The 12,948-nt window shown below is 68.8% G+C and carries 11 protein-coding genes and 1 other RNA gene; 5 read left to right on the top strand and 7 right to left on the bottom strand.

Features of this window, described 5'->3' with window-relative positions; genetic code table 11:
* The first annotated feature begins 18 nt into the window (after nucleotides 1-18).
* The 4 genes from smpB (at nucleotide 19) to dacB (ending at nucleotide 3,784) form a co-directional block, all read left to right on the top strand.
* Nucleotides 19-549, top strand: a complete 531-nt coding sequence (gene smpB, locus KCH87_RS43915; RefSeq protein ID WP_210593601.1) for an SsrA-binding protein SmpB — start codon at nucleotides 19-21, stop codon at nucleotides 547-549.
* Nucleotides 550-643: 94 nt separating this feature from the next.
* Nucleotides 644-1,030, top strand: a transfer-messenger RNA (tmRNA) gene (ssrA, locus tag KCH87_RS43910).
* 104 nt (nucleotides 1,031-1,134) lie between these two features.
* Nucleotides 1,135-2,118 (top strand): PHB depolymerase family esterase, encoded by a 984-nt coding sequence (locus tag KCH87_RS43905; protein WP_210593565.1) that lies wholly within the window; start codon nucleotides 1,135-1,137, stop codon nucleotides 2,116-2,118.
* A 52-nt stretch (nucleotides 2,119-2,170) separates the two neighbouring features.
* Nucleotides 2,171-3,784, top strand: a complete 1,614-nt coding sequence (dacB, locus tag KCH87_RS43900) for a D-alanyl-D-alanine carboxypeptidase/D-alanyl-D-alanine-endopeptidase (protein ID WP_210593564.1) — start codon at nucleotides 2,171-2,173, stop codon at nucleotides 3,782-3,784.
* Nucleotides 3,785-3,811: 27 nt separating this feature from the next.
* On the opposite strand, the gene KCH87_RS43895 is transcribed toward dacB, so the two are convergent.
* The 7 genes from KCH87_RS43895 to KCH87_RS43865 form a co-directional block, all read right to left on the bottom strand.
* A complete protein-coding gene (locus KCH87_RS43895; protein ID WP_308299063.1) occupies nucleotides 3,812-4,162 on the bottom strand; it encodes a carbohydrate-binding protein in 351 nt (116 codons plus the stop codon).
* Nucleotides 4,163-4,199: 37 nt separating this feature from the next.
* Nucleotides 4,200-5,210, bottom strand: coding sequence for a LacI family DNA-binding transcriptional regulator (locus KCH87_RS43890; RefSeq protein ID WP_210593563.1), 1,011 nt, complete (start codon nucleotides 5,208-5,210; stop codon nucleotides 4,200-4,202).
* Entirely contained in the window at nucleotides 5,210-7,459 is a 2,250-nt protein-coding gene (gene yicI, locus KCH87_RS43885; protein ID WP_210593562.1) for an alpha-xylosidase, read from the bottom strand. The genes KCH87_RS43890 and yicI overlap by 1 nt, the downstream gene beginning before the upstream one ends.
* A gap of 11 nt (nucleotides 7,460-7,470) precedes the next feature.
* Nucleotides 7,471-8,295, bottom strand: a complete 825-nt coding sequence (locus tag KCH87_RS43880; RefSeq protein WP_210593561.1) for a carbohydrate ABC transporter permease — start codon at nucleotides 8,293-8,295, stop codon at nucleotides 7,471-7,473.
* On the bottom strand, nucleotides 8,292-9,242 hold the full coding sequence (locus tag KCH87_RS43875) for a carbohydrate ABC transporter permease (protein WP_210593560.1): 951 nt from the start codon (nucleotides 9,240-9,242) through the stop codon (nucleotides 8,292-8,294). Before KCH87_RS43875 ends, KCH87_RS43880 begins: the two co-directional genes overlap by 4 nt.
* Nucleotides 9,239-10,534, bottom strand: a complete 1,296-nt coding sequence (locus tag KCH87_RS43870; RefSeq protein WP_210593559.1) for an ABC transporter substrate-binding protein — start codon at nucleotides 10,532-10,534, stop codon at nucleotides 9,239-9,241. The genes KCH87_RS43875 and KCH87_RS43870 overlap by 4 nt, the downstream gene beginning before the upstream one ends.
* A 125-nt stretch (nucleotides 10,535-10,659) precedes the next feature.
* On the bottom strand, nucleotides 10,660-11,883 hold the full coding sequence (locus tag KCH87_RS43865; protein WP_210593558.1) for an MFS transporter: 1,224 nt from the start codon (nucleotides 11,881-11,883) through the stop codon (nucleotides 10,660-10,662).
* 83 nt (nucleotides 11,884-11,966) lie between these two features.
* On the opposite strand from KCH87_RS43865, the gene KCH87_RS43860 reads away from it, so the two are divergent.
* Nucleotides 11,967-12,932: a LysR family transcriptional regulator gene (locus KCH87_RS43860; RefSeq protein ID WP_210593557.1), complete on the top strand. Its 966-nt coding sequence runs from the start codon at nucleotides 11,967-11,969 to the stop codon at nucleotides 12,930-12,932.
* The last annotated feature ends 16 nt before the right edge of the window (nucleotides 12,933-12,948 follow it).

Below are 12,948 nucleotides of genomic sequence, written 5' to 3'. Positions count from 1 at the left end.
AGCACTATGAGCAAGGGAATGTACGTACCCAAGGAGTCCCAGCCCAAGCAGGGCGGCGGGGCCGCCAAGGCCAAGGACGGCAAGCGCAAGATCGTCGCGCAGAACAAGAAGGCCCGGCACGACTACGCGATCATCGACACCTACGAGGCCGGGCTCGTCCTGACCGGCACCGAGGTGAAGTCGCTGCGCCAGGGACGGACCTCGCTGACCGACGGCTTCGTCCAGATCGACGAGGGTGAGGCGTGGCTGCACAACGCCCACATCCCCGAGTACAGCCAGGGCAGCTGGACCAACCACTCCGCGCGCCGCAAGCGCAAGCTGCTGCTGCACCGCGAGGAGATCGACAAGCTGGAGGCGAAGTCCCAGGAGACGGGTCACACCATCGTGCCCCTCGCCCTGTACTTCAAGGACGGTCGCGCAAAGGCCGAGATCGCCCTCGCGCGAGGCAAGAAGGAGTACGACAAGCGGCAGACCCTGCGGGAGAAGCAGGACCGCCGGGAGTCGGACCGGGCGATCGCGGCGGCGAAGCGGAAGCAGCGGGCGCAGTAGCCACTGGGAATACGGTGGCATCGGCGTGCGTTCCTCACGTATGATGGCAGCAACACCGGGGAGGTATCCGGTGTGAGCATTGAAAACAAAACATGGGGATGATCGGTTTCGACAGCGGCTGTTGAAACAGGGGAAGCGTGTCGAGGAAGCGGCAATGATCTCGTTAACCATATGTCGCAACCAATAATCGCCAATTCCAAGAGCGATTCCCGCGCCTTCGCCCTCGCTGCCTAATAAGCAGTGAGTGAAGGCCCTAACGGGTGTCAGCCCGGGAGTGTTCCCGACCCGGACCCTGGCATAATCTAGGGGACTAAACCATCGAGCCCGGTCACGGGGTTCGATGGGAAATCAAACAGTGACTGAGCCCGTCGGCGACTTGTTCGCGTGATCGCCGGGGCTGAGAAAATCGCAGCGAACTGCACACGGAGAAGCCCTGATTCTGCACCGTTGGACGCGGGTTCGATTCCCGCCATCTCCACAATTCCCATGTACACGAGGGCCTGGCGGCCACACATACCGCCGGGCCCTCGTTGTGTTGTCCGGCGACATATCCGCCCGTGGTTCACGGTCCTACCGTCCCGCACCATGACCCAGACGAGAGCCGCACGTCGTATCAGTGTCCTGGTGACCCTTCTGGTCGCCCTTCTCGCCGGTTTTCTGACGCCGGGCAGAGCCTCTGCCGCCTCCCTCCAGGAGGTCACCGGATTCGGCAGCAACCCCGGTGCCCTGCGCATGTTCCGGTACGTCCCCGACGGCCTTCCCGCCGGGCGGCCCGTCGTCGTCGCGCTGCACGGGTGTACGCAGGACGCCGCCGGATACGGCACCGGCAGCGGGTGGACGCAGCTCGCCGACCGGTGGGGGTTCTCCGTCGTGCTGCCGCAGCAGCAGAGCGGCAACAACGCGTCGAACTGCTTCAACTGGTTCCAGAGCGGCGACATCGCGCGCGGCCAGGGCGAGGCCGCCTCCGTCGCGCAGATGGTCGACCGGCAGCTCGTCGACGCCGGCGGGGACGGCTCGCGCGTGTACGTCACGGGGCTGTCCGCCGGGGGCGGGATGACGGCCGTGATGATGGCGGCGTACCCGGAGAAGTTCGCCGCGGGCGGGATCGTCGCCGGGCTGCCGTACGGGTGTGCGCAGGCCGCCGGGTCGCCGTACGTGTGCATGTACGTCGGCGCCACGCAGACCCCGCAGCAGTGGGGCGACCGGGTGCGTGCCGCCCGGCCCGGGTACGGCGGGCCCTGGCCCACTCTGGTCGCCTTCCAGGGCACGGCCGACTACACCGTGAAGCCCGTCAACATGGCCGACCTGGTGGAGCAGTGGACCGATGTGCGCGGGGCCGATCAGGTCGCCGACGTGAGCGACAGCGTTGCCGGGTATCCGCACCAGGTCTTCCGGGACGCGGGCGGCACCGCGGTCGTGGAGACGTACAGCCTGACCGGGATGGGGCACGGGCAGCCCGTCGATCCGGGGAGCGGGAGCGAGCAGTGCGGGACCGCCGGGGCCTATTTCCTCGACGTGAACCTGTGCGCCGCGTACCGCTTGGGGCGGGCCTGGGGGCTGGAGGGCTGAAGCGCGCAGGCGGTCTGTTGCCGGGCGGCCCGATCCGGGAGGGTGCTGTGCCATGAGCAGACCCGTGAGATCTTCCGGAAGATTCTTCAACTCCCGTGGAAAACTGTGGATTTGGGCCGTCGCGGTCGCGCTTGCCGCCGCCGTCCTCGGGCCCGGCGCGTCGGCCGGTGCGGACTCGGAACGCACCGGCCTGCCGGAGGCCATCGACACCGTGCTGGGCGATCCGCGGATGGAGGGCGGGGTGGCGAGTGTCGTCGTCGCCGACGCGGCGAGCGGTGACCTTCTCTACCAGCACCAGCCCACCACCCGGCTGATGCCCGCCTCCAACACCAAACTGGCCACCTCGGCCGCCGCGATGGAGATCCTAGGACCCGAGTACCGGTTCACCACCGATGTGCTGGCCGCCGGACGGCGGCAGGGCTCCGTGCTCCACGGCGATCTGTATCTGCGTGGCACCGGCGACCCGACCCTGCTCGCCGGCGACTACGACAAGCTCGCCGCCCAGGTCGCCGCGTCCGGCGTCACCCGTGTCGACGGGCGGCTGCTCGCCGACGACACCCGGTTCGACGGCGTGCGGCTCGGCCGCTCCTGGGCCGCCGACGACGAGTCCGCCTACTACTCGGCGCAGATCAGCGCACTGGCTGTGGCGCCGGACACCGACTACGACACCGGGTCCGTGATCGTGACCGTCGCGCCGGGGGCCAAGGCGGGGGACGAGCCGGTCGTCACCGTCACGCCCGACACCGGCTACGTCGACCTCGATGTCCGGGCCACCACCGTCGCCGCCGGCGGGGCGAACGACCTCACCGTCGAGCGGGAGCACGGCACGAACGACATCGTCGTCAGCGGTACGACACCCGTGGGCGGGGCCGGCATCAAGGAGTGGGTGGCCGTGTGGGAGCCCACGGGCTACGCCGCCGCCGTCTTCCGGGACGCGCTCGCCGCGCACGGCGTCAAGGTGAGCGGGCCGACCCGGCTCGGGCGCCAGACACCGGGCACGGCAACGGAGTTGGCCGCGCACGACTCCATGGCCCTCAAGGATCTGCTGATCCCCTTCATGAAGCTGTCCAACAACATGCACGCCGAGATCCTCACCAAGGCCATGGGATACGAGGTCTCGCGACAGGGGAGCTGGAGCGCCGGGCTGGCCGCGATCAGCGGTTATCTCAAGGGCGTCGGCGTCGATGTCGCCAAGCTGCGGCAGGTCGACGGGTCCGGACTCTCGCGCATGGACAACTTCCCCGCCGGGCAACTCGTCGAGCTGCTCCTCGCCGTGCGCGCCGAGCCCTGGTACGCCGACTGGAACCGCTCGCTGCCGGTCGCCTGCGACCCCGACCGGTTCGTCGGCGGCACGCTGCGAACCCGGATGTGCGGGACGGCCGCCGCGCTCAACGCCCGTGCGAAGACCGGGTCGTTGACGGGCGCCTCGGGCCTGTCCGGGTATGTGACCGACGCCGGGGGACGTGAACTCGTCTACAGCATCGTCCTCAACAACTACCTGGCCTCGTCCGTGAAGCCCCTGGAGGACGCCATCGTGACGACCCTCGCGAAGTCGACCGCCGAGGCCGCCACCCTCGTAGAACCGAAGAAGCAACCGAAGGCGGAACCGGAGGCGGCACACGGCACCGACCTCGAGTGTGCGTGGCGCAAGCCCGCCCTCTGCTGAACGGGGCAGGCCTGCGCCACGGGCCGGTCAGCCGATGCTGAAGGTGGACAGGCGCAGGCCCTCACCCAGCACCAGATACACGTCCGTACGGACCATCGCCGCCGCACGCAGACCGGCGGTCACCGTCTCGTACGTGTACGGCGACGAGGTCCCGCCGAAGCGTGCCGTCCCGGCGAGGGGGCCGGACGGTGAGCCGAGGCGGACCTCGACCGTGCCGGGCGGGCCCGCGAGGCGGGCGGTGAACTTCGCGGCTCCCGCGCCGAGTTGGGTGTCCGCGAACTTCAGCCACGCCCCGTTCGCCGATGAGGACACCGCAGTCCCGCGCGCCTTCGACTCGTCGACCAGGTGGACCCCGGCGTACGGGCGCAAGTACAGCACAACGGGTGCCCGGACGGCACCATGGATCGGCGACTCGTCACGGAAGCGCCCGCGGCGCCGTGCTCGCCCGTTCCGTCATCCGCGGCGCCAGCAGCGTGGCCTCCGGTACCTCCGTCCCGCCGAGCTTCTGCATCAGCAATTCCACCGCCCGGGTGCCGATCTCGCCGGAGGGGAGGGCGACGGAGGTGACCGGGATGCGGACGGACTCGGCGAGTTCGTCGGGGCAGATGGCGGTGACGGAGAGGTCGCCGGGGACGCGCAGGCCGAGCTGTTCGAAGGCGTCGACGAGGGGTTCGAGGAGGGGTTCGTTGTGGACGACGACGCCCGTCAGCGCGGGCTGCTCACACAGGAGTTGTTCGGCGATACGGCGGGCCGCGGAGGGCGCGGCCTCGCAGGGGTGGACGGCCGAGGCGAGCCCTGCGCGGTCGGCGGCGGCCGTGAAGCCCTGGACCACCCGCTGGGCGAACGCGGTCTGCCGGACGTACACCTCGGGCGGTGAGCCGACCAGGGCCAGGACCCGGTGTCCCAGCCTGGCCAGCTGCTCCACGCACGCCTCGCCGGCCGCCTTGAAGTCGAGGTCGATGCAGGTCAGTCCGGCATGAGAGGCCGGGAAGCCGATCATGACCGACGGCCGGTCCAGCGCCCGCAGCAATGGCAACCGGGGGTCGTGCAGTTGTACGTCCATCACGATCAGCGCGTCCACCAGTGCCGTGTCCGCCACTCGCCGTAGCCCCTCCTCGCCCTCCTCCTGGGTGAGGAGCAGCACGTCATGGTCGTACCGGCGTGCCGTCGTCACCACCGACACCGCGAACTGCATCACCACCGGCACATGGATCCCGGCCCGTAACGGCACCACCAGTGCCAGCACGTTGGAGCGGCTGCTGGCCAGGGCCCGGGCGCCCGCGTGCGGTCGGTAGCCCAGCTCGCGGATGGCCGCCTCGACGCGTTGCCGGGTCTCCTCGGAGATGGGCCGCTTGCCGCTGAGGGCGTAGGAGACGGTGCTGGGGGAGACGCCGGCGTGCCGGGCGACATCAGTGATCTTGACCATCAGCCGAGCTCCACCATCAGAAAACCCGTCCCCGCCGCGGCCTTCGCGACCCGCTCCCCGGCCGCCAGTGCCCACGGCGCCGACGGGTCACTGGACGACGCCCGCAGCGTGTCCCCTTCGCGTACGACGGTGAAGGCCACGTCCTCGACCCGGACCGTCACCTGCTCGCCGCGCGCGAGACCGAACGCCCGCAGCGTCACCCCCTCCGCGAACGCATAGTCGGGCCGGTCCTCCACGGCCCCCACCGGAATCACCGCCCCAGGTCTGACCAGCAGCGGCACGCTTGTGAACCCGTGCCGTTCCCGCACCCAGCGCGGTCCGGTCACCGGCTGTCCGCTCAGGAAGTGCGTCCAGGTGCCCTCGGGGACGTAGTACGCCACCTCCCCCTCGTCGCAGAACACCGGCGCGACCAGCAGATCCGGCCCGAGCATGTACTGCCGCTCCAGATGCGCGCACCCGGGATCGTCCGGGAACTCCAGCACCATCGCCCGCATCATCGGCACCCCCTCGGTGTGGGCGACGCGCGCGGCCTCGTACAGATAGGGCATGAGCCGCAGCTTCAGCCGGGTGAAATGCCGTGCCACGTCCACCGCTTCCTCGTCGAACAGCCACGGCACGCGGTAGGAGGAGCTGCCGTGCAGCCGGCTGTGGGCGGAGAGCAGCCCGAAGGCCAGCCATCGTTTGAAGAGGGCGGGGGTCGGCGTGCCCTCGAAGCCGCCTATGTCATGGCTCCAGTAGCCGAAGCCGGAGAGCCCGAGCGACAGCCCGCCGCGCAGCGACTCCGCCATCGACTCGTACGTCGCCTCGCAGTCGCCGCCCCAGTGGACGGGGAAACGCTGGCTGCCCGTCGTCGCCGACCGTGCGAAGACCACGGCCTCCGCCTCGCCCCGTTGCTTGCGCAGCACCTCGAAGACGGTCCGGTTGTAGAGGTACGTGTAGTAGTTGTGCATCCGCTCCGGGTCCGAGCCGTCGGACCACGCCACGTCGACCGGCACCCGCTCACCGAAGTCGGTCTTGAAGCAGTCCACGCCCTGCGCGAGCAGCGCCTCCAGCTTCGACGCGTACCAGTCGCGGGCCGCCGACGAGGTGAAGTCGACCAGCGCCATCCCGGGCTGCCAGAGGTCCCACTGCCAGACGCTCCCGTCGGGTCTGCGCAGCAGATGCCCGAGCGCCTTGCCCTCCGCGAACAGCGGCGAGCGCTGCGCGATGTACGGGTTGATCCACACGCTGATGCGCAGGCCCCGCGCCTTCAGCCGCGCCAGCATGCCCTCCGGGTCCGGGAACACCCGCGGATCCCACTGGAAGTCGCACCAGTTGAACTCGCGCATCCAGAAACAGTCGAAGTGGAAGACCGAGAAGGGGAGCCGGCGCTCTCGCATGCCGTCGACGAAAGAGGTGACGGTCTCCTCGTCGTACGACGTCGTGAAGGACGTCGACAGCCACAGGCCGAACGACCAGGCGGGCGGGAGGGCCGGGCGGCCGGTGAGGGCCGTGTACTTGCGGAGGATGTCCTTCGGGGTCGGGCCGTAGATGACGTAGTACGTCAACTGCTGTGTCTCCGCGCTGAACTGGACCCGTGACACCGCCTCCGAGCCGACCTCGAAGGAGACCTTGCCCGGGTGGTCGACGAAGACGCCGTAGCCCGCGTCGGTGAGGTAGAAGGGGACGTTCTTGTAGGCCTGTTCGGTGGCCGTGCCGCCGTCGGCGTTCCAGACGTCGACGACCTGGCCGTTCTTGACCAGCGGACCGAAGCGTTCGCCGAGGCCGTAGACGGACGTACCGACGCCCAGGCCGAGTTGTTCGCGGAGGTAGTGGGCGCCGGTCGCGTCCCGCATGATGCCCATGCCCTTGGGGCCGCTGGTGGTCAGGGTGCGGCCGTTCGCGAGGAAGTCGACCTGCCAGGGGCCGGACCGGGTGACGCGGACCGACAGCTCGCCCGAGGTCAGGGTCGCGGTCTCGTCGTCGTACGACACAGGGGAGCTGAACTCCTCCTTCTGCACCTCGAATTCGGGGCCCCGCGGCTGCTCGCCCTCGAAGTGGGTGAAGGTGACGCCGATGACGTCCGGCAGGGGGGCGTGTGCGCTGATCGTCACGACCGGTCCCTTCAGCAGGTCGCCGCGGTGGCGGATGGGCTGGGTCGGCGCGTGGATCTCCAGCGTGCCGTCCTTGGCCGTGACGTCGAGGACCTCGACCGGGTGGGCTGCGGTGACGCCCTCGCGCAGCAGCCAGTAGCCGTCGGTGAACTTCACGCGCTTACCCCTTACTTGACCGCTCCCACGGCGATGCCGCGGGTGAGGGTCCGCTGGAAGACGAGGAAGAAGACGAGGGCGGGGAGGACGCCGAGCAGGGCCGCCGCGTTCGTCATCGTGGCGTCCATCAGACGCTGGCCCTGGAGAACGCCGAGGGCCACCGACACGGTCTGGTTGTCGTTGGAGATCAGCATGACCAGGGGGAGCAGGAACTCGTTCCAGGTCCAGATGAAGAAGAAGACGAGCAGGACACCGAGGGTGGGACGGCTGACGGGGACGACGATCCGCCACAGGATCTGCCACTTGTCCGCGCCGTCGATGCGGGCGGCCTCGATGATCTCGCGCGGGAACCGGCCCAGGACGGCGGAGAGGAGATACGTCCCGAAGGCCGCCTGGATCACCGTGAAGACGATGATCACGCTCAGGCGGGTGTCGTAGAGACCTGCCTCCTTGCTCAGGTAGTAGATCGGATAGACCAGCGCCTCCTGCGGCAGCATGTTCGCCAGGACGAAGAAAGCCAGCACCCAGGTGCGGCCCCTGATACGGCCGATGCCGATCGCGTACGCGTTGAGCACCGACAGGATCACCGCGAACACGGCCACTCCGCCGCTGATCAGCAGGGAGTTCACAAGCTTCTGGGTGTAGTCGACGCGCTCCCAGAAGTCCTTCAGGCCGTCCAGGTAGAGGCCGTCGGGCAGGCTCAGCGGGCCGTTCTGGGAGTACTCGGTGGGTGACTTGAACGCGTTGAGCGTGACGATGAGGAACGGGACGATCATGAAGAGGGATGCGATGCACAGGGCGATCAGCACCGGGTAGCGACGCAGGGCGCCGGTCATGACCCCTCCCTTTCCTCCGCGCGGGTCTGGAGCTTCAGGCCGATCAGGGACAGCAGCAGGATGATCACGGTCAGCACCGTGGAGATCGCGGCGCCGTAGCCGACCTGCGTCTTCTCGAAGAAGGTGGTGAAGGAGAAGTAGGACGGGACGTTGGTGGCGCCGCCGGGTCCGCCCTTCGTCAGGACGTACACCGCGCCGAAGACCTTGAGCGCGGCGATCGTGCACCAGGTCAGGACGACATAGATCTCCGGGCGGATCTGCGGCAGCGTGATGTGCCAGAAGCGGCGCCACCAGCCGGCGCCGTCCAGCTCGGCCGCCTCGTGCAGCTGCGGGTCAACGCGCTGGAGGCCCGCCATGAAGACGACCAGCGGGAAGCCGAGCTGGACCCAGACCATCACGCCCATGACGGAGTAGAGCGCGAGGTCGGGGTCGCCGAGCCAGTCCTGCTGCCAGCTCGACAGGCCGATCGCCTTGAGCAGTTCGTTGAGGGAGCCGTTGTCGGGGGCGAGGATCCAGCTCCAGACGATGCCCGCGACGGCGATCGGCAGCACCTGGGGGAGGTAGAAGCAGGCGCGCAGGACGGCAACGGTCCTTGATCCGAAGTGCTTTCCGATGTAGTCGAACAGCGCGGCGGCCAGCACCAGTCCGACCGCCGTCGGTACGGCCGCCATGGCGACGACCATGAACAGGCTGTGCCGGAAGGACGCCCAGAACTCGGAGTCGTCCATCAGCTCGCGGTAGTTGGCGAGCCCGGACCACTCGGGGGAGCCCACGCCCTGCCAGTCGGTGAAGCTGACGCCCGTGTTCATCAGGAACGGGACGATGATCACGACCAGGAAGGCGAGGACGCCGGGCAGCAGGAAGAGGGCGTACGAGTCACGGGGGCGGCGCGGGTGACCGGCGTGGGTCTGTCTGCTGGTCACCCCCCGTTCGACGGTCACCGTCATTGCTTCGGCACGCCCTTGTCGTACGCCTCCTGGAGGGCGTCCAGATAGCCGTCCGGTTGCTCACTGCCGGTGATCAGCTTCTGGGTCTCGGAGACGAGGACGTCGTAGTAGCCGGGGACCGGCCAGTCGGGATAGAAGGCCAGGCCGTCGCGCTGGGACAGGGTGTTGAAGTCGTCGATGAGCGTCTTGGATTTCGGGTCCGTGATGGCGCTCGCGTCCGCCGCGACCGGGACGCCGCCCTTGTTGCCGAGCAGGTTCTGGATCTTCTCCGACATGGTGATGTCGATGAAGTCATAGGCGAGTTGCTTGTTCTCGGCGCCCTTGGGGACCACCCACAGGTTGCCGCCCGAGCCGAGCGTGAGGCCCGAGTCGGGCCACAGGAAGGTGCCCCAGTCGAACTTCGCCTCGTCCACGAAGCGGCCGTACCACCAGCTGCCCGAGAAGAGGATCGGCGCCTTGCCCTGGATGAAGGAGACACCGGTCTCCTCGGCCTTCACGCTGCTGGACGTCTTTCCGATGTAGCCCTTCTTCACCCAGTCGGCGAAGGTGTCGGCCGCGTAGGTCCAGGCCGCGTCGTGGAAGTCGGTCTTGCCCTTGTAGAGCTCGTACGAGTCCACCCAGGAGCGGTCGGCCTTCGACAAGGCCAGCTGGTAGAGGTACTGCTGGGCGATGTACTCGGCCCCGCCGTTGGCGAGCGGGGTGACCTTGTTCTGGACGAACGTGTCCATCGCGGCGGTCAGTTCGTCGAACGTCTTCGGCTCGGGGATCTTGTACTTCGCGAAGACGTCCTTGTTGTAGTAGACCATCGTGTACTCGGCGTAGTTGGGCACGCCGTACCACTTGCCGGAGCCCATGACGCCGTTCGCGTCGTACACGCTGGTGGTGCGGACGCTCGCGCTGAGCTTCTTGTCCCAGCCGCGCTTCGTGGCCTCATCGGTGAGGTCGGTGAGCAGGCCCTGCTTGGACAGCAGACCCGCCGTCGCGTTGCCCTTGTTGTACTCCATCACGTCGGGTGCGTCCGAGGAGTTGAGGACCATCGGGGCGGTCTTCTGGATCTGCTCGAATCCCTTCGACTCGAACTCCACCTTCACGCCCGGGTGCTTGGCCTTGAACTCCTTGATCGCCTCGTTCCAGGCCTGTCCCATCGCGCTGTTCGGGGCCTCGTAGTGCCACAGCTTGAGCGTCTTGCCGTCTTCGGACGACCCGCTGTCGGAGTCTCCGCAGGAGGTCAGGAGCAGTGATCCGGCGAGAATCACCGCCGTCGCCACCGCACGCCTTCGTGTCGTCAACATCCCGTGCCTCCAGAGGAGTCGGAGCCGGATGGATCTCGGGACGTCACGCCGGGGTCGTCGAATCGATTCGATGCATGACGTCGAAGCGCTTCGACGAGGGAAGGTATGTGGGGCCTGTGAGGGCGTCAATGGGCTGGACGGGAATTGGTTCGGCGGAGAGTGCCGGGCACCGTGATCACCAGTGCCGCTGCCGCTGCGGTCACCGGGATCCCGAAGCCGGCCGTCGCCGACACGTGTTCCGTCGTCCAGCCGCCCAGTGCGCTGCCGCAGGCGATACCGCCGAGCAGCGCGGTCACGGCGAGGGTCATGCCCTCGTTGAGGCGGCCGGCCGGGGTGCGCCGCTGGATGAGGGTCATGTTGGTGACCATGGTGGGCGCCGTCGCCATTCCGGCGAGGAGCAGGGCGCCGGCCAGGGCGAGGAGCGAGCCGTTGAGGGTTGCGGCGAGCAGGGGGAGGGTCATGAGGGCGGTCATGGCGGCTATGCAGTACGGGTAACGGCGTTCTGCGGGACCGGTCGGCTTCAGCGCGCCGTACAGCAGTCCGGCCGCGAAGGAACCGGCTGCCTGGAGAGCGAGTACCGCCCCCGCCGCCGACTTGTGGCCCTGTGCGTCCGCGAACGCGAGCGTGACGACCTCCATCGAGCCGAAGACCATGCCCATGGCGAGACAGGCGGCGAGGAGCGGGGGTATGCCGGGGGCGCGGAAGGGGGCCTTCGCCGCGGTCCGTTGCTGTACCGGCGGCTCGGTGGAGCGTTGCGCCGCGAACAGCAGCATGCCGGTGAGGAGGAGTACGGCGCCGACCAGGGTGCCGGCCTCCGGGAAGAACGTTCCGCAGAGGAAAGCCGCGAGGACCGGGCCCAGCATGAAGCACAGCTCGTCCGTGGCCTGTTCGAAGGAGATCGCGGTGTGCAGGGCCTGGTCGTCGCCCTTGAGCAGATGGGCCCAGCGGGCGCGGGACATCCCGCCGAGGTTGGGCGTGGTGGCGGTGGCGGCGTACGCGGCGAACAGGGTCCAGTCCGGGGTGTCGTGGCGCACGCACAGCAGCAGCGCGACGCTGCCCAGCGCGGCGAGGGTGGTCGCGGGTACGGCGATCCGCGCCTGTCCGTGCCGGTCGACGAGCCGGGCGATCCAGGGGGCGGTCACGGCGGTCGCCGCGAGGCCGGTGGCGGTGACGGCGCCGGCGAGGGCGTACGAGCCGCGCGAACCGGCGATCATGAGGATCGCGCTCACGCTGAACATGCCCATGGGGATACGGGCGATGAGATTCCCGATCGTGAACGCCCGGGTGCCGGGGAGGGTGAAGAGCCGGCGGTAGGGGCCGGGCATGGAGGAGCGGTCGAGGCTGGCCATGGAGCAACCGTCACCCGTAAGCGATCAAGGGGTCCAACACCTTCTCCGTACCGATTCACGCACCTGCGTTGTAAGTTCCCGTCATGCCCGCTCATCTCGACCCCCGTCTGCTGCGCGCCTTCCTCGCCGTCGCCGAGGAGCTGCACTTCACGCGTGCCGCCGCCCGGCTCTACGTCGCCCAGCAGGCCCTCAGCCGTGATGTACGGCGGCTGGAGCGGGAGTTGGGCGCCGAGCTGTTCGTACGGACCACACGGCAGGTGACGCTGACGGCGGACGGTGAGCGGCTGGTGCCGTACGTGCGTCGGGTGCTGGCGGCGCAGGAGGAGCTGCTGGCGGCGTTCGGACAGGCCCGGCCGCTGCTGGTGGACCTGAACTCGCCGGGTCTGGTCACCGGTCGCCGGGTGCTGCACCGGGCGCGTGAACTCGCCCCCGAACACGAGCTGATGGCCCGCTTCGAGAGCGGGCTGACCGGCGCGGCGGCGGAGTTGGTCGCGGGGCGGCTGGACGCGTCCTTCGGGCGGTACGCGGGCCTGGACCCGGCGCTGCGGGCCCAGTTGGACCACCAGCCGGTGCGGTACGAGCCGATGGCGGTCGTGCTGCCCGAGGATCACCGGTTGGCCGGATCGGACGTAGTGCCGCTCGCCGCACTGGCGGGCGAGACCGTGTACGCGGGCGCCGGTAATCCGCGCACACCGGAGTGGACCGAGCTGGCTCACAGGCTGTTCGAGGGGCGTGGGATCGAGGTCGCCGCACCCGTACCGCTTGCGGTGGGTGACGAGGAGTTCCAGCGGATCATGGCCAAGATGCGGAACCCCATCCTTGCCGTGGTGGAATTTCCGGCCATGCCTTCGACGGTGGTACGGCCCCTCGTCGACCCCGTCCCCCTGTCACTCGTGTCACTGGTGTGGCGGAAGGGGCTGGTGCACCCCGGATTCGAGGCACTTCGACGGGCGGCGGTCGAGCTCGCCGCCGAGGAGGGTTGGCTGCGGAGGCCCGCCGAGGGATGGATTCCGGCCATTGACGTGAACACAGTAAGTACGCATATCTGACACGTGGCGACCACGG

The organism is Streptomyces sp. GESEQ-35, from assembly GCF_017948485.1.
In the GTDB taxonomy this organism is placed as follows: Bacteria; Actinomycetota; Actinomycetes; order Streptomycetales; family Streptomycetaceae; genus Streptomyces.
The sequence above is the reverse complement of the archived record's forward strand: the minus strand, read 5'-3'. Positions and strand labels throughout refer to the sequence as shown.

Bases quoted from the DNA above. Each gene is read 5' to 3' on its own strand.
- smpB (WP_210593601.1), top strand. From the start codon at position 19: ATGTACGTACCCAAGGAGTCCCAGCCCAAGCAGGGCGGCGGGGCCGCC.
- KCH87_RS43905 (WP_210593565.1), top strand. From the start codon at position 1,135: ATGACCCAGACGAGAGCCGCACGTCGTATCAGTGTCCTGGTGACCCTT.
- dacB (WP_210593564.1), top strand. From the start codon at position 2,171: ATGAGCAGACCCGTGAGATCTTCCGGAAGATTCTTCAACTCCCGTGGA.
- KCH87_RS43890 (WP_210593563.1), bottom strand. From the start codon at position 5,210: ATGGTCAAGATCACTGATGTCGCCCGGCACGCCGGCGTCTCCCCCAGC.
- KCH87_RS43880 (WP_210593561.1), bottom strand. From the start codon at position 8,295: ATGACCGGCGCCCTGCGTCGCTACCCGGTGCTGATCGCCCTGTGCATC.
- KCH87_RS43875 (WP_210593560.1), bottom strand. From the start codon at position 9,242: ATGACGGTGACCGTCGAACGGGGGGTGACCAGCAGACAGACCCACGCC.
- KCH87_RS43870 (WP_210593559.1), bottom strand. From the start codon at position 10,534: ATGTTGACGACACGAAGGCGTGCGGTGGCGACGGCGGTGATTCTCGCC.
- KCH87_RS43865 (WP_210593558.1), bottom strand. From the start codon at position 11,883: ATGGCCAGCCTCGACCGCTCCTCCATGCCCGGCCCCTACCGCCGGCTC.
- KCH87_RS43860 (WP_210593557.1), top strand. From the start codon at position 11,967: ATGCCCGCTCATCTCGACCCCCGTCTGCTGCGCGCCTTCCTCGCCGTC.